A 22846-nucleotide genomic window follows, 5' to 3' on the forward strand; every position below is an offset into this window, starting at 1 on the left:
CGAACGCGCCTACGCTGGTCGCCATGGACGGCGACCGCGGAACCCTGGGCGGTGCGGTCACGTCCTTCCTGCGGGAGGCGCGAGACGTCCGCGGGCTCAGCGAACAGACCGTCCGGGCGTACCGGGGCGACCTCGAGGACCTCCTCCGATTCGCCGACGCCCGTGGGATCGAGTCCGTCGGAGCGGTGACGCTCGAGGTGCTCCGCGACTGGCTGTGGGACGCGAACGAGCGGGGGCTCGCGCGGTCGAGCATCGCGCGCCGGTCCTCGTCGGTCCGCGCGTTCACCCGCTGGGCGACCGAGGGCGGTGTGCTCACCGTGGACCCCGGTGTACGACTCCGTGCGCCGAAGGGGGCGGCGCACCTCCCACGGGTCGTGACCGAGGACCAGGTCCGAGGGCTCCTCGACGGGCTGGCAGATCGAGCTGCTGGGGACGATCCCGGAGCGCTGCGTGACATGGCGCTCGTCGAGCTGTTGTACGCGGCGGCGATCCGCGTCAGCGAACTCGTGGGGATCGACCTCGCCGACGTGGACCGGTCACGGTTGACCGTCCGGGTGCTGGGCAAGGGCGGCAAGGAGCGCGTGGTGCCATTCGGGGTGCCCGCCAGGGACGCGCTCGAGGCCTGGCTCGAACGGGGGCGTCCGATGCTCCTGGCGGCTGCGGCCTCGACTCAGGCCAGCGGTTCCGGGACGCCGGCCCATGACGCGCTCTTCCTCGGGGATCGCGGTGGACGGCTCGGGGTCCGCAGCGCCTACCGCATCGTCGCACGGCTGCTGGAGGGGCTTCCCGGGGAGGGGCCGAGCGGGCCGCACACCTTCCGGCACACCGCGGCGACGCACCTGCTGGACGGGGGAGCCGACCTCCGTGCCGTGCAGGAGATGCTCGGCCACGCGAGTCTCGGCACGACGCAGATCTACACGCACGTCTCCTCGGCGCGACTCCGCGAGGTCTACCGCACGGCACATCCGCGCGCCTGACACGGCACATCCGCGCGTCCGACGCGGGCTGTCCGACCGCCGGGCGAGCCGCCGTCCGTCCCGCCGGGGGTCACCCTGTCCGGTGCGGTTCTCGTCCGCACCGCCGCCCGGTGCGACATTGCGCCCCGGTGGGGACGTCGCGCCCCGGTGCGACGTTGCGCCCCGGTGGGGACGTCGCGCCCCGGTGGGGACGTCGCGCCCCGGTGGGGACGTCGCGCCCCGTCACGATCGGGCGCGATGATCACGGCGGGGTGCGAACGCGGTCATCCCGGCCACGCCGACTCGGGGAGCAGCACGGGCCACTCCGGTGCGGGCAGGTACGGCGTCGGGTCGACGTACCGACCGTCCACGCGAGCGCCGAGGTGCACACACGGTGAACTCGCCGGACAGTGCCCGACCGCGACGTGTCCGACGACCGATCCCTGCCGCACCGAATCGCCGGCCGAGACGACCGGGGCGACCGAGTCCAGCGTGCTCACGAGTCCCTCGCCGTGGTCGATCGTCACCACCGGCCGCCCGGCGACCGACCCGGCGAAGGCGACGATGCCGTCATCGACCGCGACCGCCGCCGTGCCGATGGCCGCCGGGACGTCGATCCCGCGGTGCCCGGCGGCGTAGTCGTCGGGCGGGGCTTCCCACCCCCGCTCGACCACCCGCACCCCGGTGGGCCACACCCAGGGCGCCGCTACGTCCCCGACGATGATCGTCGTCGCGGGGTGGGCCGCTGCCGGCGGGTCGGGGGACTGGTTCGTCCCGACGTCGCACCCGCCCAGCGCGACGAGCATTCCGGCGACGAGTGCGGGTGCCAAGGTGGGTCGGATCACCTGACCAGCCTGGGGCGGGGGAGGCGAGCGCAGGTCCGCCGATGCCGATCTGTGGAAGGTGAGTCGTGCCTCCAGGCTGTGGAGGGCCCGCGCGGACGCAACCAGCGACAAGACCGATGTCGTACGACAGCGACGGTGTCGTCAGGACGCGCGTGCAACTGTTGCGGACGCATCCAGCGACAGACTCGCTGTCGTACGACAGCGGATCTGTCGTTCCGAGTCGGCCGGGCCCACCCAGGCCACCCTGCCCTCCCTCGGAACCCGGTTATGACCACCCGCCGCCGAGGGAGTATCGTCGGGGCCGCTCCGGACCACGCAACGCCGCTCGGACGGCGAACGAGCCGACCGCCGGGGCACCGTGCAGCATCCCGCACGGCGGCAGAACCCAGGAGCATCGTGGCAAACACGTCCACCGGGCACGGCACCGACCGTGCGTTCAAGGGGAAGGTCACCGCGTTCGCCATCGCAGCAGCGGTGGGCGGTTTCCTCTTCGGTTTCGACTCGTCCGTGATCAACGGCGCGGTCGACGCGATCAAGGGCGAGTTCGGCCTGTCGGAGGCCGCCAGCGGGTTCGCCGTCGCCTCCGCCCTGATCGGCTGCGCGTTCGGCGCGTTCTTCGCCGGCCGCCTCGCGGACCGCTGGGGTCGCACCCGGATCATGTTCTGGGCAGCGGTGCTGTTCCTCATCTCCTCGATCGGCAGCGCGTTCGCCTTCGCCACCTGGGACCTCGTGATCTGGCGTCTCGTCGGTGGTCTCGGCATCGGGACCGCGTCGGTCATCGCACCGGCGTACATCTCCGAGGTGTCGCCGAAGGCCATCCGTGGCCGGCTCGCCTCGTTCCAGCAGCTGGCGATCACGCTCGGTATCTTCGCCGCGCTGCTCTCCGACCAGGTCTTCGCGGTCACCGCGGGCGGCGCTTCCGAGACCGTCCTCGGGCTCGCAGCGTGGCGCTGGATGTTCCTCGTCGGCGTGATCCCGTCGGTCGTCTACGGCATCCTGGCGATCACCCTGCCGGAGTCGCCGCGCTACCTGCTCGCGAAGGGCAGGACGGACGACGCGCGCGACGTCATGACGAAGATCGTCCCGCGTGACACGGTGAACACGAGCCTGGAGGAGATCCAGGACGGCATCGAGAAGGAAGCCAACGAGAAGAAGGGTTCCATCAAGGGCAACCGCTTCGGGCTCCAGCCGATCGTGTGGGTCGGCATCATCCTCGCCGTGCTGCAGCAGTTCGTCGGCATCAACGTGATCTTCTACTACTCGACGACGCTGTGGCAGGCCGTCGGGTTCAAGGAGAGCGACTCGTTCCTCATCTCGACGATCACCTCGGTGGTCAACGTCGCGGTGACGTTCATCGCGATCTTCCTGGTCGACAAGGTCGGGCGGAAGCCGCTGCTCGTGGCCGGTTCCGCCGGCATGTTCGTGTCGCTGACGATGGTGGCGATCGCGTTCTCGCAGGCCACGATCGTGAACGGCGCGCCGCAGCTGCCCGGCGCGTGGGGCATGATCGCGCTGATCTTCGCGAACCTGTTCGTCGTGTCCTTCGGCGCCACGTGGGGTCCGCTCATGTGGGTGCTGCTCGGCGAGATGTTCCCGAACCGCATCCGCGCGACGGCGCTCGGCGTCGGCTCCGCGGCGAACTGGATCGCGAACTTCGTGGTCACGATCTCGTTCCCGGTCCTGTCCGGCTTCAACCTGACGGTCACCTACGGCATCTACGCGCTGTTCGCCCTCATCTCGCTGTTCTTCGTGATCGCCAAGATCCCGGAGACCAAGGGCCGCTCCCTCGAGGAGATGGGCATCACCGCGGAAGGCGACACGGTCGACGCCAAGGCGTAGTCGGGCACAGACGGGAGGCGCGGTACGGGTCCGACCCGCACCGCGCCTCCCGTCCGTGCTCTGCTAGTATCTCTCCAGCAGCGCGCTGAGCGCGCTGACTTCGCGTGTCCACGCAAACCATCCGGCCAACGGTCCAGCTCGCAAGCGCTGGCGGCCGCATGTCAGGGCACCAGGGATCACGACCTCCGGTCGAGATCGACACAACCGCAACGGGCGCACGGCCATGCCGCGCGCCGAGAACACAGAAGGAGGACGGCACATGGCCGTCGTCACCATCCGCCAGCTGCTCGACAGCGGCGTCCACTTCGGACACCAGACCCGTCGGTGGAACCCGAAGGTGAAGCGCTTCATCCTCGCCGAGCGCTCGGGCATCCACATCATCGACCTGCAGCAGTCGCTCGCCTACATCGACCGCGCGTACGACTTCGTCAAGGAGACGGTCTCGCACGGTGGCACGATCCTCTTCGTGGGCACCAAGAAGCAGGCGCAGGGCTCCATCGCCGAGCAGGCGACCCGCGTCGGCCAGCCGTACGTCAACCAGCGTTGGCTCGGCGGTCTGCTCACGAACTTCCAGACGGTCTCCAAGCGCCTCGCGCGCATGAAGGAGCTCGAGGAGATCGACTTCGACGACACGACGAAGGGCTTCACCAAGAAGGAGCTCCTCATCAAGAAGCGCGAGCTGGACAAGCTCCACAAGACCCTCGGTGGTATCCGCAACCTCACGCGGACCCCGAGCGCGCTCTGGATCGTCGACACCAAGAAGGAGCACCTCGCCGTCGACGAGGCGCAGAAGCTCGGGATCCCGGTCATCGGCATCCTCGACACCAACTGCGACCCCGACGAGATCGCCTACCCGATCCCGGGCAACGACGACGCGATCCGCTCCGTCGGCCTGCTGACGCGCATCATCGCGGACGCCGCTGCCGAGGGTCTCAAGACCCGCCACAACGGTGGCTCCGACGACGAGGCCGCCGAGCCGCTCGCCGAGTGGGAGCAGGAGCTCCTCGGTGGCGAGTCCGCTGCTCCGGCTGCTGCCGCTGCTGAGACGCCCGTCGAAGAGAACGACGCTGACGCGCAGGTCGCCGCGAAGGAGATCGGCGAGCCGATCGCCGACGAGGCGAAGAACGCCGAGCCGACCGCCGAGGCCGAGGCCGCTGCGGAGACCACCCCCGCCGAGTGAGTGTCAGAGGGCGCCGGGCCACACGGCTCGGCGCCCTCGACTCCGCTCTCCACACACGCATAGTCCAGAAAGGACGCCATTCGAATGGCAAACTTCACCGCTCAGGACGTGAAGAAGCTCCGCGAGGACCTCGGGGCCGGCATGATGGACGCGAAGAACGCGCTCGTCGAGGCCGACGGCGACTACGACAAGGCCGTCGAGCTGCTCCGCATCAAGGGTGCGAAGGCCGTCGCCAAGCGCGATGACCGTGCGACCTCCGAGGGCGTCGTCGTCGCGACCGCCGAGAACGGCGCGGCCACCGTCGTCGAGCTCGCCTCCGAGACCGACTTCGTCGCGAAGAACGAGAAGTTCACCACCCTCGCCGACAAGGTCCTCGCCGCGGTCGCCGCTGCGGGTGCCGCCGACGTCGCCGCCGCCAACGAGGCCCCCCTCGACGGCAAGACGGTGCTCGAGGTCGTCAACGAGAGCGCCGCCGCGCTCGGCGAGAAGCTCGAGGTCCGCACGGTCCGCCGTGTCGAGGGCTCGAACTTCGAGATCTACCTGCACAAGACGAGCCAGGACCTGCCCCCGCAGATCGCCGTGGTCGTCGCCTACGACGGTGACAACGCCGCCGAGGCCCGCTCCATCGCGCAGCACGTCGCGTTCGCCAACCCGTCGTACCTCACGCGCGACGAGGTCCCGGCCGAGGCGATCGAGAAGGAGCGCGCCACCGTCGAGGCGATCACCCGCGAGGAGGGCAAGCCGGAGGCTGCGCTCCCGAAGATCGTCGAGGGTCGCGTCAACGCCTTCATCAAGGGCATCGCGCTCCTCGACCAGGACTACGCGAAGGACAACAAGATCTCCGTCGCGAAGGCCGCCGAGAACGCCGGCATCACGATCCAGGGCTTCGCCCGCGTCAAGGTCGGCGCGTAACGAACCCGTGACGGGGTCAGGAACCATTCGGTTCCTGGCCCCGTTTTCGCGCCCGCCGCAGCACGACCGCACGGGCGCTAGTAGATTCCCACGAGACTCCTCAACGAAGGGTGCGAGCACATGACCGACGAGAAGACCGGACGACGACGGGTCCTGCTGAAGCTCTCCGGAGAGGCGTTCGGCGCCGGCTCCCTGGGGGTCAACCCGGACGTGATCAGCAGCATCGCGAAGGAGATCGCGATCGCGGCCCGAGAGGTCGAGGTGGCGATCGTGGTCGGCGGTGGCAACTTCTTCCGCGGCGCGGAGCTCTCGCAGCGCGGGATGGACCGCGGCCGCGCGGACTACATGGGCATGCTCGGGACCGTGATGAACGCGCTCGCGCTCCAGGACTTCCTCGAGCAGGCCGGTGCCGCGACGCGGGTGCAGTCCGCGATCAGCATGACCCAGGTCGCCGAGCCGTACATCCCGCGGCGCGCCGAGCGACACCTCGAGAAGGGCCGCGTCGTCATCTTCGGTGCGGGTGCCGGCCTGCCCTACTTCTCCACCGACACCGTGGCTGCCCAGCGCGCGCTCGAGATCGGCGCCGAAGAGGTCCTGGTCGCGAAGAACGGCGTCGACGGCGTCTACTCGGCCGACCCGAAGAAGGACCCGACGGCCGAGAAGCTCCACCACGTCACGTACCAGGACGCACTGCTGAAGGGCCTCAAGGTCGTCGACGCCACCGCGTTCTCCCTCTGCATGGACAACGGCATGCCGATGCACGTGTTCGGGATGGAGCCGGGTGGCAACATCCAGGCCGCGATCCGGGGTGAACGCATCGGCACGGTGGTCAGCAACTGACCTGCACGGCTGACTAGACTCGACGACGTACCGAAGGAGAACCACCGTGATCAGTGATGTCATGACCGAGGCCACCGAGAAGATGGCGAAGGCGGTCGACGTCGCCAAGGACGACTTCGCAACCGTCCGCACCGGCCGCATCAACGCCGCGCTCTTCCAGAAGATCCCGGTGGACTACTACGGGTCGCCGACGCCGCTCGCGCAGCTGGCGTCCCTGCAGACGCCGGAAGCGCGCACGCTCATCGTCACGCCGTACGACAAGTCGGCGCTCAAGGAGATCGAACGCGCGATCGCGACGTTCCCGAACCTCGGCGCCAGCCCGACGAACGACGGTGAGATCGTCCGCGTGACGATCCCGGAGCTCACCCAGGACCGCCGCAAGGAGTTCGTGAAGCTCGTCCGCGGGAAGGGCGAGGACCACAAGGTCGTCATCCGGAACATCCGCCGCAAGGCGAAGGACGACCTCGACGCACTGAAGGGCGAGATCTCGGACGACGAGATCGCCCGCGGTGACAAGGACCTCGAGGTCCTCACGAAGAAGCACGTCGACCAGATCGACGACGCGCTGAAGAAGAAGGAAGCCGAACTCCTCGAGGTCTGATGCCGCGTCGAGACGAGGGCGTCGACCGCCCGACAGCAGATGACCCACGGCCGCCGGCGAAGGGGCTCAGGCACGACTTCGATGCCAGGGCCCGCGCCGCGCGGTCGGACTTCGAGGCGCAGATCCGCCAACGCCGTGCGTCCTTCGACGCCCGCAACGAGGCACTGACCGCGCGGACCGGCAGGAACCTCCCCGCAGCCATCGCGATCGCCCTCGCCTTCGCCGTGGTCATGCTCGGCTCGCTCCTGATCTGGCTGCCCGCATTCATGGTGGTGGCGGCGTTCCTCATCGGGTTCGGCGTCTGGGAACTCGCGAGCGCCATGCGTTTCGCCGGCCGAGACGTACCACGCATCCCGAGTGTCGCGACCGCGATCGCGATGGTGCCCGCGGCGTTCCTCGGCGGTCAGGTCGAGGCGCTCTTCACGATCCTCGGCGGCATCGTCCTGATCACCGTCTGGCGCCTGATCGAGGTCGCGGTCAGTCGCGACCGCCCGTCGGCGGCGAACGTGTTCCGCGACCTGACGAACGGGCTGTTCGTCCAGGCGTACGTCACCCTGCTCGGCGCCTGCGTGGTGCTGCTGTCCGCGCAGGACGGCGGGCCGCTGTGGGTCGTCGGGTTCATCCTGGTCGTCGTCGCGGTCGACACGGGCGCCTACGCGACCGGGCTGAACCTCGGCAAGCACCCGATGGCGCCACGGATCAGCCCGAAGAAGACGTGGGAGGGCTTCGCCGGCTCCGTCGCTGCGAGCATCCTGGTCGGCATCCTCGTGTCGTGGCTCATGCTCGGGCTCCCGTGGTGGGCGGGCATCGTCCTCGGCGTGCTGATCTCGGGATCGGCCACGCTCGGCGACCTGACCGAGTCGATGATCAAGCGCGACCTCGGCATCAAGGACATCTCGTCGTTCCTGCCAGGTCACGGTGGACTCCTCGACCGCATCGACAGCATCCTGCCGTCCGCCGCCGTCGCCTACGTCCTGTACCTGATCGTCAACCACTGAGGGACCCGGTCCGCGCGTCCAGCTTCCACCAGGGGAGGGGACTGGCAGAATGTCGCCCGTGCCCACGACGTTCCCGACAGCCCCCCGCTCGGTCCTCGGCTACGACATCGACGAAGTCGAGCGTTTCCTCGAGGACGCGCGTCGCGCCTACACGGCGAACGACAGCGCACCAGGCATCGAGGCGGCCAAGATCCGCGCGACGGCCTTCTCGATGAAGAAGGGCGGGTACTCGACGCAGCACGTGGACGCCGCACTCGAACGACTCGAGGACGCGTTCGCCTCCCGGGAGCGTGAGCGTGAGATCGCCGACGTCGGGCAGAAGACCTGGTACGCCGAGGCCCGCACGAAGGCATCCGACGTCGTCGAGCGGCTGGACCGCCCGGACGGGCAGCGCTTCCACCGCGTGAACGTCCTGTCGACCGGCTACCACCCGAAGGACGTCGACGCGTTCGCGAAGCGCCTCGGCGGGTACTTCCGAGAGGGCAAGCCGCTCAGCCTCACCGAGGTGCGGTCGATCGTGTTCCGCCCGAAGCACGGCGGCTACCGCGAGGCCCAGGTCGACGCGCTGCTCGACGCGGTCGTCGAGGTCATGCTGGCCGTCCGCTAGCCGAAGGCCGACGCGCGGGGCACAGGTGCTTCGCTTTCCGTGATCGTTCCGTTATCCTGGTCGGACTCATGGGCAGGCACACGGCAGACATTCGATCCGACCGCGCAACCCGGCAGCAGCACGACCACCCCGTGGTCAGCGAACGCCGCGCGGCACTGAACCGAATCCGCACCGCGGAGACTCCGGTTCCACTGGCGAACCCGGCAGCAGCGAATCGGGCAGCCCCGAATCGGGCAGCGGCGAACCCGATGGCCGAGGCCGCGGTCACCCAGCCGGTGATCGCTCCCAAGTCGGTCGCGGAGAACCGCGTCAGCGATGCCACACAGGCCGTCGCGCACGCAGCGGCAGTTCCGTCCACGCCGTCGGACCCGCGCATCGTCAAGCAGCGGCGCGCGACGACCGCGCAGCGCCGCCCAGGGCTCGCACCGTCGTCGTCGACGGCCAAGACCGCCGACACGACGCTCAACGGCTTCATGCGCCGTCGCTCGACGATCCCGGCGCTGTCCTTCTTCGCCGTGGCGTTCCTCGCCGGCGGCTCGCTCTTCAACCCGCTGCAGGCCGACGTCGCCCAGGCTGCGGTCTCGACGCCGGTGCTGACGAAGGCCCCGGCCCCGCAGGTGTACACGGCTCACGGCACGTACGGCTCGTTCGAGGTCTCCCGTGACGGCTACGAAGTGACGAAGCCCGCGCCGAAGGTCGTCACCCCGCCGGTGACCGAGACCGACGACACGGCTGCGACGTCGACCGCGAAGAAGGCCGTCACCCCGTCGAACAGCATCGCCGCCGTCGCCGCGACCCCTGACCCGGGCAGCGCGCAGGCCATCGCGCTCGAGCTCGTCTCCGCCCGCGGGTGGGGCACCGATCAGTACAACTGCCTCGTCTCCCTCTGGAACAAGGAGTCGGGCTGGCGCGTGAACGCCTACAACCCGAGCGGTGCCTACGGCATCCCGCAGGCGCTCCCCGGCAGCAAGATGGCCTCGGCCGGCGCCGACTGGCAGACCAACCCCGCGACGCAGATCACGTGGGGCCTCAACTACATCTCCGGTGTCTACGGCACGCCGTGCGGTGCGTGGGGTCACAGCCAGTCCTTCAACTGGTACTGATCGGCGGTCCCGCAGGTGCCGCGCAGCAACCGGCCGCGGCGCCCTCGTGGTGACCGTCGCCCCGACGAGGTCGAGGAGTCGGTCGGCCTCGATCGCCTGATGAGCGGGTGGAAGCGGACCGAGGTCCGTCGTGGGCGTGCGTACGCCGTCCAGCCGATCTCGGCAGCGTCCGCACAGAAGGACTACCTGTGCCCCGGGTGCGGCTTGACCATCGAGCCCGGCGTCGCACACGTGGTGGTGTGGCGCGCCGACGGCGTCCTCGGCGACGCAGCGGACCTCGCCTCGCGTCGGCACTGGCACAACCACTGCTGGAGGACGGCATGAGCGACGCCGCGGACGCACCCGGCACCGAGGACGCACCCGACACCGAGGACACCGAGATCCGATCCGGCACGGTGCTCCCAGCCGTGCGGACCGACATCGAGCTCGTCACCGATGACCACCTCACCCTCGTCGGGGAGCTCGCAGAGCCGCAGGGTCGTCCGGCGCGCGGCACGATCGTCACGCTGCACCCGCTGCCGACCGCGCACGGGTTCATGGACTCGCACGTCCTGAAGAAGGCCGCTGCCCGGTTGCCGGAGCTCGCGGACATCGCGGTGTTGCGGTTCAACTTCCGCTCGGTGACCTCTCCCCGCGGGACGTCGGAGGGCACGTTCGGCGACGGTGTCTCCGAGGGCTTCGACCTGCGCGCGGCGGTCGCCGACGTCGCCGCACGAGGCCTGCCCACCCCGTGGCTGGTGGGGTGGTCCTTCGGGACCGAGGTGATCCTCAAGCACGCGCTCGAGCACGTCGATGCCGGCACGGTCGCTGGCGTGGTCCTGCTCTCACCGCCGCTCCACCGCACGAGCGACGACGAGCTCGCACGATGGGCCGACGTCGCCGTGCCGGTCGTCGCCCTGGTCCCGGAACACGACGACTTCCTGCAGCCGGAAGCGGCCGAGCGGCGTTTCGCCGTCGCGCCGAACGTCCGCGTCGTCCCGGTGGCGGGCGCGAAGCACCTCTGGGTGGGGGAGCGGTACGTGCGGATCGTGCTGGACGCGATCGCGGACCTGGTGGTGCCGGGAAGCGCGCCGCTGCCGACGCACGTCACGCACTGAGACCGACCGCCTGTCGGCGGTGACCGGACAGGAGGCCCGGTGCAGGGCCTCCAGTCCGGGCCGGTTCAGGAGTCGGTGGCGTCCGCGTCGGCCGGGGACTCGACGACGCCGGCGGCGTGCGACAGCACGCCACGGAGGTTCTCGAGGTAGCCGGCGACCGCTTCGCGCTCGGTGCGGATCGCGGCGAGGCGGTCCTCCGCCTCGGCGATCTGTGCGGCCGAGCGTTCCTCGGCCTCGGCCACGAGGCGGTGCGCACGCTCCTGGGCCTCGGCGAGGACGGTGCGGGCACGTTCCTCGGCGTCGGATGTGCTGGTGCGCTCGAGGTCGTTGGCCTCTTGCTGCAGCCGCTCGGCACGCTCGCGCGCCTCGGTCGCGCGGCGCGTGGCCTCCGCGAGCTGGAGGTTCGCCTCGTCGAGGTACTTCTGCGTCTCGGTGACGGTCTCGTGGTGCTTCTGGAGGTAGTCCTGCTCGGCGTCGTCGCGGCGGGCTGCGAGCTCGGACTCGAGGGTCGTCCGGGCCTCGTCGCGCTCGCGGGCGATCTCGGCCCTGACCTCGTCGCGCTCCTTCGCGAGGCCGGCGCGTGCGGTGTCGATCTCCTGCCGGAGTGCGGTGCGCTCGGCTTCGAGCGCGTCCAACTCGGCACTGCGGCGCTCGGCGATCTCGGTGTCGATCTCGCCGTGCTCGCGCTCACGGCGTGCGGCGAGCTCGGCGGCGTGCTCTTGGGCGAGCCGCTCCGCGGTCGCGGTGGCCTCGGCGCGCTCCCGCTCGATGCGTCCGCGGTGCTCCTCGGTCTCGCGCGCGATGCGGTCGGCGGTCTCCTGCACGAGCCGCTCGTTCTCGGCAGCGGTGTGCTCCTGGTCGACGCGCAGCTGTGCACGAGCCGCTTCCAGCTCCTGCTCGAGGGCCGCGCGGGCCGACGCCAGTTCTCGATCCCACTCGGCCCGGCCGGCGGCGAGCTCCTCGTCGAGGGTCCGGCGGCGGTCGGCGAGCTCCGACTCGAGTTCGTCGCGGCGGCCGTCCACCTCGGCGGCGAGGTCGGCGCGACCCGTTGCGATCTCGAGCTCGAGCGCACGGGAGCGTTCGCCGTGCTCGTGCTCCCACGCGGCCCGACCGTCGGCGATCTCGCGCTCGAGGGCGTCGCGGCGGGTGCGCTCCTCGCGGTCGAGGTCCTCGATGCGTCGGGTGTGGTCGGCCTCGAAGACGCTGCGGCGGTGTTCGGTCTCGCGGTCCAGTTCGGCCGCTGCGCTCCGGGCGTCGGCGGACTCGCGCTGTGCGAGTTCCCGGAGTTCGGCGACCTCGTGCTCGACACCCGCGCGGAGCGCGTTCGTCTCCCGGATCGCGATCGAACGGGTCTCCGCGGCCTCGGTCACCGCGGCACCGCGGATCGCCGCTGACTCGTTCCTGGCGTCCTGCGTGAGCATCCCGGCTTCGGCGCGGGCGCGCTCGACGGTGTCGGCGGCCTCGGCGCGCGCTCGGGCGAGTTCGTTCGTGGCGCGGGTCCTGGCGTCCTCGAGGGTGTCGCGCGCCTCTTCCTGGGCTTCGCGGACGGTGCGCTCGGCCTCGGCGCGGCTGGACGCCCGCAGGCGCTGCGCGTCGATGTCCGCCTGACTGATCAAGCGGGTGGACTGCTCCTCGGCGACCCGGAGCGTGGACTCCAGGCGCGTGCCGAGTCCGCTGTACGTCGGGGTGCCCGCTTCGTCGAGTTCCGCCTGCATGTCGGAGAGGCGGGACTGCAGGAGCCGGATCTCCTTCGCGGCCTCCGCGCGGTCGTTGTTCGACTTGATGAGCTCGCGGCGGAGGTCGTTCAGAGCGCGGTCCACGTCGTCCTTGCGGTACCCCCGCATCTCGGTCCCGAACTCTGCCTCGTCGTTCGCCACGTGTCGCTCCTGCTGGTCCTCCGGACGGCGCCGTACCGCCCGCGCGTCGAGTGTAGTGGTGCGGCACGGGCCCCGTCTGAGCCGGTGGACAGCGAGCAGGGATGCGCTCTCCAGCCTCTCTCGCGTATCCTGGGCCGTTGATTCGCGCGCCGATTCCCCCCACCCCGGCGCGGAGGGAGAGAGATCCGTGCGATTCGTCCTGGCGATCGTCAGTTTCGTGATCGGGCTGCTGCTCGTCGGTCTGGGCGTCGCCCAACGCACCGTCTTCGCGCCACCGTCCTCCACCGTGGCGCAGGCGTCGTCGATGACCACGGCGCCCGTCACCGTCATCCCCGGCTCCACGCTCAACGCGAACCCGGGCTACCAGCGCATCAACGTCACCGGCTCGGGGACCGTATTCGCCGCCTACGGCAAGACCTCCGACGTCGACGCGTGGGTGGGCGACGCCAAGCACAACACGCTCCGCTACGACGCGGAGGGCGAGCGTCTCGTCGCGAAGACGACGGGCAGCGACGACTCCGTTCCCGACCCGAAGGGCAGCGACCTCTGGTACCAGGAGTACGACGGCGCCGGGCAGTTCACCGTGCGACTGCCGCAGGACGTCTCCGTGGTCCTCGTCGGCGACGGCAAGTCCGCCGCTCCCTCCGACGTCTCCGTGACCTGGCCGCGTGACACCGCGACCCCCTCGGTCGGACCGCTCATGGTGGCCGGTGGCGTGTTCGTGCTCGGTGGGATCGTCCTGCTCGTCTGGGCGTTCCTCCACCAGCGGCGTTCCCGTGGTCCGCGGCGTCGCAGCGGTGGGACCCGGCCGCCGCGCGTGCGCGCCTCGCGTCGCGCAGCGGCGGCGGGGGCCCAGGTCCCGGCTCGGTCGCGCCGAGGCCGCCGCTCGATGATCGCTGTGCCGGTCGTGCTCGTGGGCACGCTCGCACTCGCCGGGTGCTCCTCGGAGTACTGGCCGCAGGGCGGTGGAGACGCGACGGCGACCGCCACCCCGACGGCGTCGGCCACCGGTGCCGCCGAACAGGCCGAGCCGACCGCCGCGACCCGGCAGCAGATCAACCGGATCGTCGGTCGGATCGCAGAGGTCGCGACGAAGGCCGACGCCGACAAGGACGCCGACCTCGCCGCGACCCGGTTCACCGGACCGGCGCTCGAGCTCCGCAAGGCCAACTACCAGATCCGCGACAAGGACCAGGACGTGCAGGCCCCGCCGGCGATCTCGGCCGCGGACATCTCGGTGTCGCTCCCGCAGCAGACCGACACCTGGCCGCGCACGGTGTTCGTGGTCGCCTCCGACCCGGACGACCAGAAGACGGCGCCGCAGGCCCTGACGCTCGTGCAGGAGTCCGCACGCGACGACTACAAGGTCGCGTACGACGTGTCGCTCGAAGCCGACGCCAAGCTCCCGTCGGTCGCCCCGGTCTCGATCGGCACCGCACAGCTCGCGTCCGACTCGAAGCTCCTCGCGCTCGCCCCGGACGCGGTGGGGCCGGCGTACGGCGACATCCTCTCGAAGGACGCGGACAGCAAGTACGCCGACCTCTTCCAGTCGGACGGCGACGACCTGCGCGGCAAGATCGGCAAGGACTACAAGGACAAGAAGTCCGCCTCCCTGCCGGACACCGCGAAGATCGAGTACTCGTCCGAGTCCCCGGACGGCTCCGCCATCGCCCTGGCGACGAACGGGGCGGGTGCGCTCGTGTCCGTGAACCTGAACGAGATCGAGAAGGTCACCCCGACCGCCGACGGCGCCGAGGTCAACACCGAGGGCGCGGTGAAGGCCCTGTCCGGGGTCGACTCCAGCAAGAAGGGCATCAGCGCCACGTACGGCGTCCAGCTGCTCTTCTCCGTGCCGGCCGTCGGGTCGGACGACAAGATAGTCCTGCTCGGGTTCACGCAGGGCCTGACCGCAGCGAGTGAGGTGCAATGACGAACGTCCCCCCGACCCCGTCCGGACTCCGCGGAGCCGTCGACCTGTCATCCCTGGTCGAGCGTGCCCAACGTCCGGCAGCCCAACAGGCAGCCCCGGCCGCACCAGGGACCGGCTCCGAGACCGGTGCGGACCTGACCGTCCCGTCGCTCGTCATCGACGTCACCGACGACACGTTCCAGGACGTCCTGCAGCTGTCCACGATCGTCCCCGTGATCGTCGACATCTGGGCCGAGTGGTGCGGGCCGTGCAAGCAGCTCTCGCCCATCCTCGAGCAGCTCACCGAGGAGTACGCCGGACGCATCGTCCTGGCCAAGGTGGACGCCGACACGAACCCGCAGCTCGTGCAGGCGTTCCAGGCGCAGTCGATCCCGACCGTGGCCGCGGTCATCGGCGGGCGCCCGCTCGGGCTCTTCGTCGGCGCGCTGCCGGAGGCCCAGGTCCGCGACGTCTACGAGCAGGTGCTCCAGGCCGCCGAGCAGAACGGCGTCTCCGGTCGCGTCACGGTCGACGGCGCGGGCACCGACACCGAGCCGGTCGAACAGGGCGAGCCCGAGCCGGAGCCGCTGCCGCCGCACCACCAGGCGGCGTACGACGCGATCGAGCAGGGCGACTACGCCACGGCGATCCAGGAGTACAAGACCGCGATCGCGCAGGACCCGCACGACCAGATGGCCGTCGCCGGGCTCGCGCAGGTATCGCTCCTCGACCGGTTGAACGGCCGGACGGCGGACGACATCCGGTCAGCGGCGGGTGCGGGGCCGTCCGACGTGGGCGCGCAACTCGCCGTCGCCGACCTCGACATCAGCGGCGGCCACGTCGAGGACGCCTTCGGGCGCCTGCTCGACCTGGTGCCGACGGTGTTCGGCAGCGACCGTGAGTCCCTGCGTGTCCGGCTCGTCGAGTACTTCGAGCTCATCGGCGCGGAGGACCCCCGCGTCATCGCGGCGCGTCGGCGCCTCGCGAGCGCGCTGTACTGAGTCCATCAGGACCGCCAAAGCGACAGATCCCCGCGAGCATCTCGCGGGGATCTGTCGCTTTCGCGATGCAGACGTGTGGGTCAGCGGGTCAGCTTCAGCCAGACCGCGCCGAGCGGCGGCACCACGAGGTGCGCCGACGCCGGGCGCCCGGCCCACGGGGTGTCATCCGCGGTGACGACACCGAGGTTCCCGACACCCGAGCCGCCGTACTCTGCTGCGTCGGTGTTGAGGACCTCCTGCCACTGCCCGGCGGCCGGGAGCCCGAAGCGACGCTCGACGGGCACGCCCGAGAAGTTCACGAACACCGCCAGCCGCTCGTCGCCGGTCTTCCGTAGGAACCCGATCGTGGAGTGTGGGGCGTCGCCGCCCTCGATCCACTCGAAGCCCTCGGACGTGGCGTCGTGCGTCCACAGCGCCGGGGTGTCCTTGTACACGCGGTTGAGCGCCGCGACGAGGTCCTGCACCCCTCGGTGGCCGGGGTCGTCGAGAAGCCACCAGTCGAGCCCGCGTTCCTCGGACCACTCGGACGACTGCGCGAACTCCTGGCCCATGAACAGCAGCTGCTTGCCGGGGTGCGCCCACATGAACGCCAGGTAGGCGCGGACGTTCGCGAGCTTCTGCCATTCGTCCCCTGGCATCTTGCCGTAGAGCGATCCCTTGCCGTGCACGACCTCGTCGTGGCTGATCGGCAGGGTGAACTGCTCACTGAACGCGTACACGAACGAGAACGTCAGCTCATCGTGGTGGTAGCTGCGGTACACCGGTTCGCGCTGCACGTACTCGAGCGAGTCGTGCATCCAGCCCATGTTCCACTTCTGGCCGAAGCCGAGCCCGCCGGCGTCCGTCGGCTGTGTCACGCCGGGCCACGAGGTGCTCTCCTCGGCGATCATCACGATGCCCGGGTAGCGCTTGTACGCGGTGGCGTTCGTCTCCTGCAGGAAGGAGATCGCCTCGAGGTTCTCGCGGCCGCCGTGGATGTTCGGCAGCCAGTCCGTGCGGGAGTAGTCGAGGTAGAGGATCGATGCGACGGCGTCGACCCGGAGGCCGTCGATGTGGAACTCCTCGAGCCAGTACAGCGCGTTCGCGACGAGGAAGTTGCGGACCTGCGGCTGCCCGAAGTCGAACACGTAGGTGCCCCAGTCGAGCTGTTCGCCGCGGCGGGGGTCCGGGTGCTCGAAGAGCGCGTGGCCGTCGAACTTGCCGAGCGCCCACTCGTCCTTCGGGAAGTGCCCTGGGACCCAGTCCATGATCACGCCGATGCCCGCGGAGTGCAGCCGGTCGATGAGGTAGCGGAGGTCGTCGGGCGAACCGAACCGCGAGGTCGCCGCGTAGTACCCGGTGACCTGGTAGCCCCACGAGCCGCCGAACGGGTGTTCCGCGAGCGGCAGGAACTCGATGTGCGTGAACCCGAGGAACTGCACGTGGCCGATGAGCTGGTCGGCGACCTCGCGGTAGCTCAGCCCGGGGCGCCACGAGCCGAGGTGCACCTCGTAGACGCTCATCGGACGGTCGTGCGTGGTCGTCTTCGCCCGGTGTTCCATCCATGCCCGGTCGCCGTCGGACCACTCGTAGTCGGAGGTCGTGATGACGGACGCGGTCAGCGGTGGGACCTCGGTGCGCCGCGCGAACGGGTCGGCACGCTCCACCCAGCCGCTGTCGGTCAGGATCTGGAACTTGTACCGCTGTCCCTCGACGGCGCCCGGCCAGAACAGTTCCCAGACGCCGAGGTCGCTCAGGCGCCGCATCGCGGTCGTGCGCCCTTCCCAGCCCTCGAAGTCCCCGATCACCCGCACGGCGGTGGCCCGCGGCGCCCAGACCGAGAACGCGACGCCCTCGACCCCGTCCATCGTGCGGACGTGTGCGCCGAGGTGCTGCCAGAGCTGCTCGTCGCGGCCCTCACCGAACAGGTGCAGGTCGAGCTCGCCGAGCGTCGGCGGGAACCGGTACGCGTCGTCGGTCGTCCAGGTGGTGTCGTCGGTGTCGGTGCTCTCGTCGTAGTCGTAGTCGGCCTCGACCCGGTAGCGCCCGAGCGGTTCGGCGGTGGCGCCGGCCCAGAGTCCGTCGCCCTCGTGCGTCAGTTCGATGTCGTCGCCCTCGAGTCGCACGAGCCGGACGGCGCGGGCGAGGTGACGGACGACACGGACGCTCGTCCCGCCGTCGACGGGGTGCGGGCCGAGGACGTCGTGCGGCTGGGACCAGCGCCCCTCGGCGACGGCGGTCCGCAGCCACTCCTCGACGGGGGCCGGGTGCGGCTCGGTCGTGGCGTCGGCCACCGGGCTGGAGGCTCGGCTCGGCTCGGGCGCGTCCGTCCCGTCCGCTCCGGCTTGCGACACCGCATCGGGCAGGGTCTCCGCCACGCTCGAGGCAGCCGGCTCCTGCACCGCTTCCGCGGTGACGTGGCGCGGGTGCGCGGAGTCGGCCGCGTGCCCGGACAGTGTCGCCGATTCCTGCACACCGCGGTCGGGTGCTTCGCGTCGCGGGAGTCGGGCGCCCGGCATGTCCTCGCCGGGTGCGGAGCTCCGCGGCTCGTACCGTGGCGACTCGAAGCGTGCGGAGGGCGGCGTCGGAACAGGGGTCGGCTCCCGCACCGTCGGGGGATCGACGTGCTTCGCCGGGTGTGTCGGCCGGGGGGTGTCCTCGGGCATCAGACGGGGGAGCACGGGCGGGGGCGGCGGCTGGACCGGCGGCACGCTCGGCCCCTGCCCACGGTCCTGACCGGTGCTGCGGTCTGGCTGTTGGGGGTCGGTGGTCATCGGTGCGGTCCTTCCACGACGAGCAGGTGTACGGGTTCCTGGAACGCGTCCAGGCGGACGTAGTTGGACGAGCCCCAGACCCAGCGCTGGCCGGTGACGACGTCGCGGACGTCGAAGGACTGCTCGGGGTCGAGGCCGAGGGCGGCGAGGTCGAGGTGCACGGTCGTCTCGCGGGCCGAGTGCGGGTCGACGTTGGCGACCACGATCACGGTGTCGTCGCGGCCAGACCGGATGAACCGACCGGGCAGGTGCTTGGAGTAGACGACGATCGCATCGTCCTCGGCGTCGTGCACGTGCAGGTTCCGGAGCTGCCGGAGCGCCGGGTGCGCCGAGCGGAACCGGTTGAGCATCGTCACGTACGGCGCCAGGCTCGCGCCCTCTGCCTCGGCCAGGGCGAAGTCGCGCGGCTTGTACTCGTACTTCTCGTTGTCGATGTTCTCCTCGGAGCCCGGACGTGCGACGTCCTCGAAGAGCTCGTAGCCGGAGTACATGCCCCACGTCGGAGCCCCGGTCGCGGCGAGCGCTGCACGGACCTTGTAGCCGGCCCGGCCGCCGAACTGCAGGTACTCGGTGAGGATGTCCGGCGTGTTCACGAACAGGTTCGGACGCAGGTACGCACTCGTCTCGTGGGCGAGCTCGTCGAAGTAGTCCGCGATCTCGTCCTTCGTGTTCCGCCACGTGAAGTACGTGTACGACTGCTGGAAGCCCGCTTCGGCGAGCGCCCGCATCATCGCCGGACGCGTGAACGCCTCGGCGAGGAACACCGTCTCCGGGTGCTCGTCGCGGATCTCCCTGATGACGCGCTCCCAGAACCACAGCGGCTTGGTGTGCGGGTTGTCGACGCGGAAGATCCGGATCCCGAACGCGATCCAGTGTCGGAGTACCCGTTCGACCTCGGCGACGAGTCCTTCGGGATCGGTGTCGAACTGGATCGGGTAGATGTCCTGGTAGCGCTTCGGCGGGTTCTCGGCCGTGGCGATCGAGCCGTCGGCGCGGACCGTGAACCACTCCGGGTGTTCGGTCACCCACGGGTGGTCGGGGGAGCACTGCAGTGCGAAGTCGAGCGCCACTTCCATCCCGGTGTTCTTCGCCGTCTCGACGAAGTCGCGGAAGTCCTCTTCCGTCCCGAGGTCGGGGTGGATCGCGTCGTGCCCGCCGTCTTCGGAGCCGATCGCCCACGGGCTGCCCGGGTCGTTCGGGCCGGCGTCGAGGGTGTTGTTCGGGCCCTTCCTGGCGGTGTGCCCGATCGGGTGGATCGGCGGGAGGTAGACGACGTCGAAGCCCATCCGTGCGACGCCGGGGAGCCGACGGGCCGCTGTGCGGAAGTCGCCGCTCTTCCAGGAGCCGTCCGGGTTGCGCTTGGCGCCTTCGCTCCTGGGGAAGAACTCGTACCAGGCACCGACCCCGGCCCGCGTCCGCTCGACGTCGAGCAACTGCACGGGGGAGTGCGTCCGGAGCGATGTGAGGGGTGCGTCGGCGACTTCGCCGGTGATGCGGGGGTCGTCGACCGCTGCGAGCCGTTCGGCGGGGTCGAGGTCCTCGTCGCGGACGCGTTCAGCGGCGCGAGCAGCGGCGGGGGAGTCGGTCTCGGCGGCGAGCCGATCGAGCAGTGCTGCACCGTCGAGCAGCGTCGCTTCGGTGTCGACGCCCGCCGCGATCTTCAGCCGTGCTCCGTGCAGCCAGGTCTCCCAGTCGTCGGAGTACGCCTCGACGTGCCAGGCCCACACGCCCGTGTGGTCGACCTGCACCGTCGCTTCGTAGCGGTCGGTCCCCGGTGCGACGAGGGTCAACGGGACGGTCCTGGTCCCGCCGTCGGGGCGCTCCACGACGAGGTCGGCGCCGATGACGCCGTGTCCTTCTCGGAAGACGGTCGCTCCGAACGTGATCACCTCGCCGTCGAATGCCTTGCCCGGGAAGCCGTTCGGCGTCGTCGGGGCGAGATCGGTGATCGGGATGCGCCCGATCTTCGGACGCCGGGGTCGGTCTGCGGTGGCCACGGAACCGACGCTACCCGGCGGCGCCCTCCGTGTTCACCGGAACCCGGAGACTGTGGACAACACGTCGCTGCCGATCGACGGACGGGAGGCTCGTGGCGGCCCGGCACCGAGCCTCCCGTCCGTCGTCCGCGCCCGTTCCTGCCCATCACGGGCTGGATGGAAAGCTGAATCGCGCGTAGGTGGTCGGGAGTTCCGACTTCCTCCGCGCGATTCGACCCCCTACGCGCGATTCGACCAACCACCCGGGGCGGGCGACAGCCAGCGGCCAGCGGCGAGCGCCAGCGCGTCAGACGATCTCGAACACGTGGATGCCCGGGCCGTACGCGGTGAAGACCGTGCCCGCCGGACGATGCCGGTCGTGGTCACGGTGCTTCTCGCTCGACCATGCCAGGCGGTAGGCGAGCACGTCGTCCCGAACCGGCAGGGTCAGGTCGCGTGTCCGGCCGCTGCCGTGCACCACGACGAGCACCCGGTCGTACGGCTCGTGCTCCGGCGTCGACTCGACGAAGTACTGCAGCGCTCGATGGATCGGCTGGTCCCACCACTCACCGGTCATCGGACCGCCATCGGGGCCGTACCACGTCATCCGCGACGCGGACGGCGTGACCTGCCCGTCGACGCCGTACCGCGACGGTCGGAGCGCCGGGTGGGCGGCACGGAGCGCCGTCAGCGCGGCGACCGTCTCGGTCATCGACTCGGCGTCCTCGTCCGTCGACCAGTCCACCGGTGTCAGGTCGTCGGACACCACGTACGCGTTGTTGTTGCCGTGCTGCGTGCGGCTCCGCTCGTCACCGGCGGTCAGCATGGGCACGCCGGCGGAGAGCAGGAGCGTGCCGAGCAGGTTCCGCATCGAACGACCTCTGGCTGCCCGGACGCCGCGGTCCTCGGTCGGCCCCTCCACCCCGTGGTTGAACGAACGGTTGTCGTTCGTCCCGTCGCGGTCGTCCTCGCCGTTCGCCGCGTTGTGCTTGTGGTCGTACGCCGTCAGGTCGTGGAGCGTGAAGCCGTCGTGCGCGGTGACGAAGTTGATGCCGGCGAGGGGCCCCCGTGGCACGCCGAAGAGGCTCCGCGAACCGGTCAGGGCCCCTGCGAGCGGACCGATCCCGGCACCGGGCACCCCCGTGCGCCGCTCCTGCGCCACGTCGGTCAGCCAGAACTGCCGGACGGTGTTCCGGAACCCGTCGTTCCACTCGCTCACGCGCTCGCCGAAGTGCCCCGTCCGCCAGCCGTCCGGCCCGACGTCCCAGGGCTCGGCGATGACGAGCACGTCCTGCAGGTCCTCGTGGTGACGGATGCGGTCCAGCAAGGGGTGGTCAGGATCGAACGCGTGGTCGGCGTCGCGGGCGAGGGCGGCCATCAGGTCGAAGCGGAACCCGTCGACCTGCATCTCGCGCGCCCAGTACCGCAAGCTGTCGACGACGAGGTCGGCGGTGGCCTCCACCGAGGTGTCGAGCGTGTTCCCGCAGCCGGTGGTGTCGTAGTACGTGTCGTCGTCGGCCCAGCGGTACCGGTTCGCGCCGTCGATGCCGCGGAGCGACGATGTCGGGCCGCCGAGCCCCTCTTCGGCGGTGTGGTTGTAGACCACGTCCAGGACGACCTGGATGCCGGCCTCGTGCAGGAGCCGGACCATGCCCTTGAACTCGCGGAGCACCCCGTCAGCGCCCTGCTCGCGCGCAGGGGCCGAGGCGTACCCCGCGTGCGGCGCGAAGAACCCGAGGGTGTTGTAGCCCCACGCGTTCTCGCGGCCGGCCTCCTGCAGCCAGTGCTCGGTGTCGAACGCCTGCACCGGGAGGAGCTCCAGCGTCGTCACGCCGATGCGGTGCAGGTGCGCGATGGTGCTCTCGTGCGCGACGCCGGCGTACGTCCCGCGGAGGTGCTCCGGCACGGCGTGGTTCTCGCTCGTCAGCGTCCTGACGTTCGCCTCGTAGACGACGACGCGGTCGAGCGGCACCTCGGGCTTGCCGACGTCGCCCCAGTCGAAGGACCCGTCCACGACGACGCTCGACCAGCGGCGCTCGCCGTCGGTCCGCACGATGCCGCGTGCGTACGGGTCGAGCAGCGGCCGCGTGCCGTCGAACTCGTGCCGCGGTCCCGCGGGCCCGTCGACGAGCAGGTGGTACGTGTCACCGACTCGGACCCCGTCGACGCTCCCGGTCCACAGGTCGGTGCCGTCGACCCGCTCCAGGGCAACCGATCCGCGGCCGTCGACGACGAGCGTCGCCGACGTGGCCGATGCCGACCGCATGCAGAAGCGCGCGGTGCCGTCGGGGCCCAGGAGGATCCCCTGGGGTGTCTCGATCGCGGTCTCGTGCACCCGACAAGGGTACGAGG

18 protein-coding genes are annotated in these 22846 nt (G+C 70.5%); 13 read left to right on the forward strand and 5 right to left on the reverse strand.

What is annotated here, in order from left to right:
- The first annotated feature begins 23 nt into the window (after positions 1-23).
- Complete coding sequence (locus tag ACEN9V_RS00375) at positions 24-977, forward strand: tyrosine recombinase XerC (RefSeq protein WP_413601691.1); 954 nt, start codon at positions 24-26, stop codon at positions 975-977.
- Positions 978-1240: 263 nt separating this feature from the next.
- Here ACEN9V_RS00375 and ACEN9V_RS00380 read toward each other — a convergent pair whose 3' ends face one another.
- Positions 1241-1801, reverse strand: a complete 561-nt coding sequence (locus ACEN9V_RS00380; RefSeq protein WP_413601692.1) for a murein hydrolase activator EnvC family protein — start codon at positions 1799-1801, stop codon at positions 1241-1243.
- 396 nt (positions 1802-2197) lie between these two features.
- Here ACEN9V_RS00380 and ACEN9V_RS00385 point away from each other — a divergent pair, with 396 nt between their 5' ends.
- The 10 genes from ACEN9V_RS00385 to ACEN9V_RS00430 all read left to right on the forward strand — a co-directional run bounded on the left by ACEN9V_RS00385 (position 2198) and on the right by ACEN9V_RS00430 (position 10978).
- Positions 2198-3640 carry a sugar porter family MFS transporter gene (locus ACEN9V_RS00385; protein ID WP_413601693.1) on the forward strand — a complete coding sequence of 481 codons (1443 nt, stop codon included), beginning with the start codon at positions 2198-2200 and terminating at the stop codon, positions 3638-3640.
- A 259-nt stretch (positions 3641-3899) separates the two neighbouring features.
- Complete coding sequence (gene rpsB / locus ACEN9V_RS00390) at positions 3900-4820, forward strand: 30S ribosomal protein S2 (RefSeq protein WP_281264856.1); 921 nt, start codon at positions 3900-3902, stop codon at positions 4818-4820.
- Between the two features lie 84 nt (positions 4821-4904).
- The gene (gene tsf, locus ACEN9V_RS00395) at positions 4905-5732 is read left to right on the forward strand and encodes a translation elongation factor Ts (protein ID WP_281264855.1); all 828 of its coding nucleotides are present in this window, start codon (positions 4905-4907) and stop codon (positions 5730-5732) included.
- A 120-nt stretch (positions 5733-5852) separates the two neighbouring features.
- The gene (pyrH, locus tag ACEN9V_RS00400) at positions 5853-6572 is read left to right on the forward strand and encodes a UMP kinase (protein WP_413601694.1); all 720 of its coding nucleotides are present in this window, start codon (positions 5853-5855) and stop codon (positions 6570-6572) included.
- Between the two features lie 46 nt (positions 6573-6618).
- Entirely contained in the window at positions 6619-7173 is a 555-nt protein-coding gene (frr, locus tag ACEN9V_RS00405; protein WP_144765499.1) for a ribosome recycling factor, read from the forward strand.
- On the forward strand, positions 7173-8171 hold the full coding sequence (locus tag ACEN9V_RS00410) for a phosphatidate cytidylyltransferase (RefSeq protein ID WP_413601695.1): 999 nt from the start codon (positions 7173-7175) through the stop codon (positions 8169-8171). Before frr ends, ACEN9V_RS00410 begins: the two co-directional genes overlap by 1 nt.
- A gap of 49 nt (positions 8172-8220) precedes the next feature.
- Positions 8221-8778 carry a DivIVA domain-containing protein gene (locus ACEN9V_RS00415; protein ID WP_413601696.1) on the forward strand — a complete coding sequence of 186 codons (558 nt, stop codon included), beginning with the start codon at positions 8221-8223 and terminating at the stop codon, positions 8776-8778.
- A 248-nt stretch (positions 8779-9026) separates the two neighbouring features.
- Positions 9027-9881: a transglycosylase SLT domain-containing protein gene (locus ACEN9V_RS00420; protein ID WP_413601697.1), complete on the forward strand. Its 855-nt coding sequence runs from the start codon at positions 9027-9029 to the stop codon at positions 9879-9881.
- Positions 9882-9896: 15 nt separating this feature from the next.
- Entirely contained in the window at positions 9897-10205 is a 309-nt protein-coding gene (locus ACEN9V_RS00425) for a hypothetical protein (RefSeq protein ID WP_413601698.1), read from the forward strand.
- Positions 10202-10978, forward strand: coding sequence for an alpha/beta hydrolase (locus tag ACEN9V_RS00430; RefSeq protein ID WP_413601699.1), 777 nt, complete (start codon positions 10202-10204; stop codon positions 10976-10978). The genes ACEN9V_RS00425 and ACEN9V_RS00430 overlap by 4 nt, the downstream gene beginning before the upstream one ends.
- 65 nt (positions 10979-11043) lie before the next feature.
- On the opposite strand, the gene ACEN9V_RS00435 is transcribed toward ACEN9V_RS00430, so the two are convergent.
- The gene (locus tag ACEN9V_RS00435) at positions 11044-12855 is read right to left on the reverse strand and encodes a hypothetical protein (RefSeq protein WP_413601700.1); all 1812 of its coding nucleotides are present in this window, start codon (positions 12853-12855) and stop codon (positions 11044-11046) included.
- A 187-nt stretch (positions 12856-13042) separates the two neighbouring features.
- Between ACEN9V_RS00435 and ACEN9V_RS00440 the strand changes: the two genes are divergently transcribed.
- Positions 13043-14785, forward strand: a complete 1743-nt coding sequence (locus ACEN9V_RS00440) for a hypothetical protein (protein ID WP_413601701.1) — start codon at positions 13043-13045, stop codon at positions 14783-14785.
- Positions 14782-15765, forward strand: a complete 984-nt coding sequence (locus ACEN9V_RS00445; RefSeq protein ID WP_413601702.1) for a tetratricopeptide repeat protein — start codon at positions 14782-14784, stop codon at positions 15763-15765. Before ACEN9V_RS00440 ends, ACEN9V_RS00445 begins: the two co-directional genes overlap by 4 nt.
- 80 nt (positions 15766-15845) lie before the next feature.
- Here ACEN9V_RS00445 and glgB read toward each other — a convergent pair whose 3' ends face one another.
- The 3 genes from glgB to ACEN9V_RS00460 all read right to left on the reverse strand — a co-directional run bounded on the left by glgB (position 15846) and on the right by ACEN9V_RS00460 (position 22829).
- A complete protein-coding gene (gene glgB / locus ACEN9V_RS00450) occupies positions 15846-18518 on the reverse strand; it encodes a 1,4-alpha-glucan branching protein GlgB (RefSeq protein ID WP_413601703.1) in 2673 nt (890 codons plus the stop codon).
- Positions 18515-20515, reverse strand: coding sequence for a maltotransferase domain-containing protein (locus ACEN9V_RS00455; RefSeq protein WP_413601704.1), 2001 nt, complete (start codon positions 20513-20515; stop codon positions 18515-18517). The genes glgB and ACEN9V_RS00455 overlap by 4 nt, the downstream gene beginning before the upstream one ends.
- A gap of 286 nt (positions 20516-20801) precedes the next feature.
- Complete coding sequence (locus tag ACEN9V_RS00460; protein WP_413601705.1) at positions 20802-22829, reverse strand: glycogen debranching protein; 2028 nt, start codon at positions 22827-22829, stop codon at positions 20802-20804.
- Positions 22830-22846 lie beyond the last annotated feature (17 nt).

The sequence above is a fragment of the Curtobacterium sp. Curtsp57 genome, assembly GCF_047324335.1.
Taxonomy (GTDB): Bacteria; Actinomycetota; Actinomycetes; order Actinomycetales; family Microbacteriaceae; genus Curtobacterium.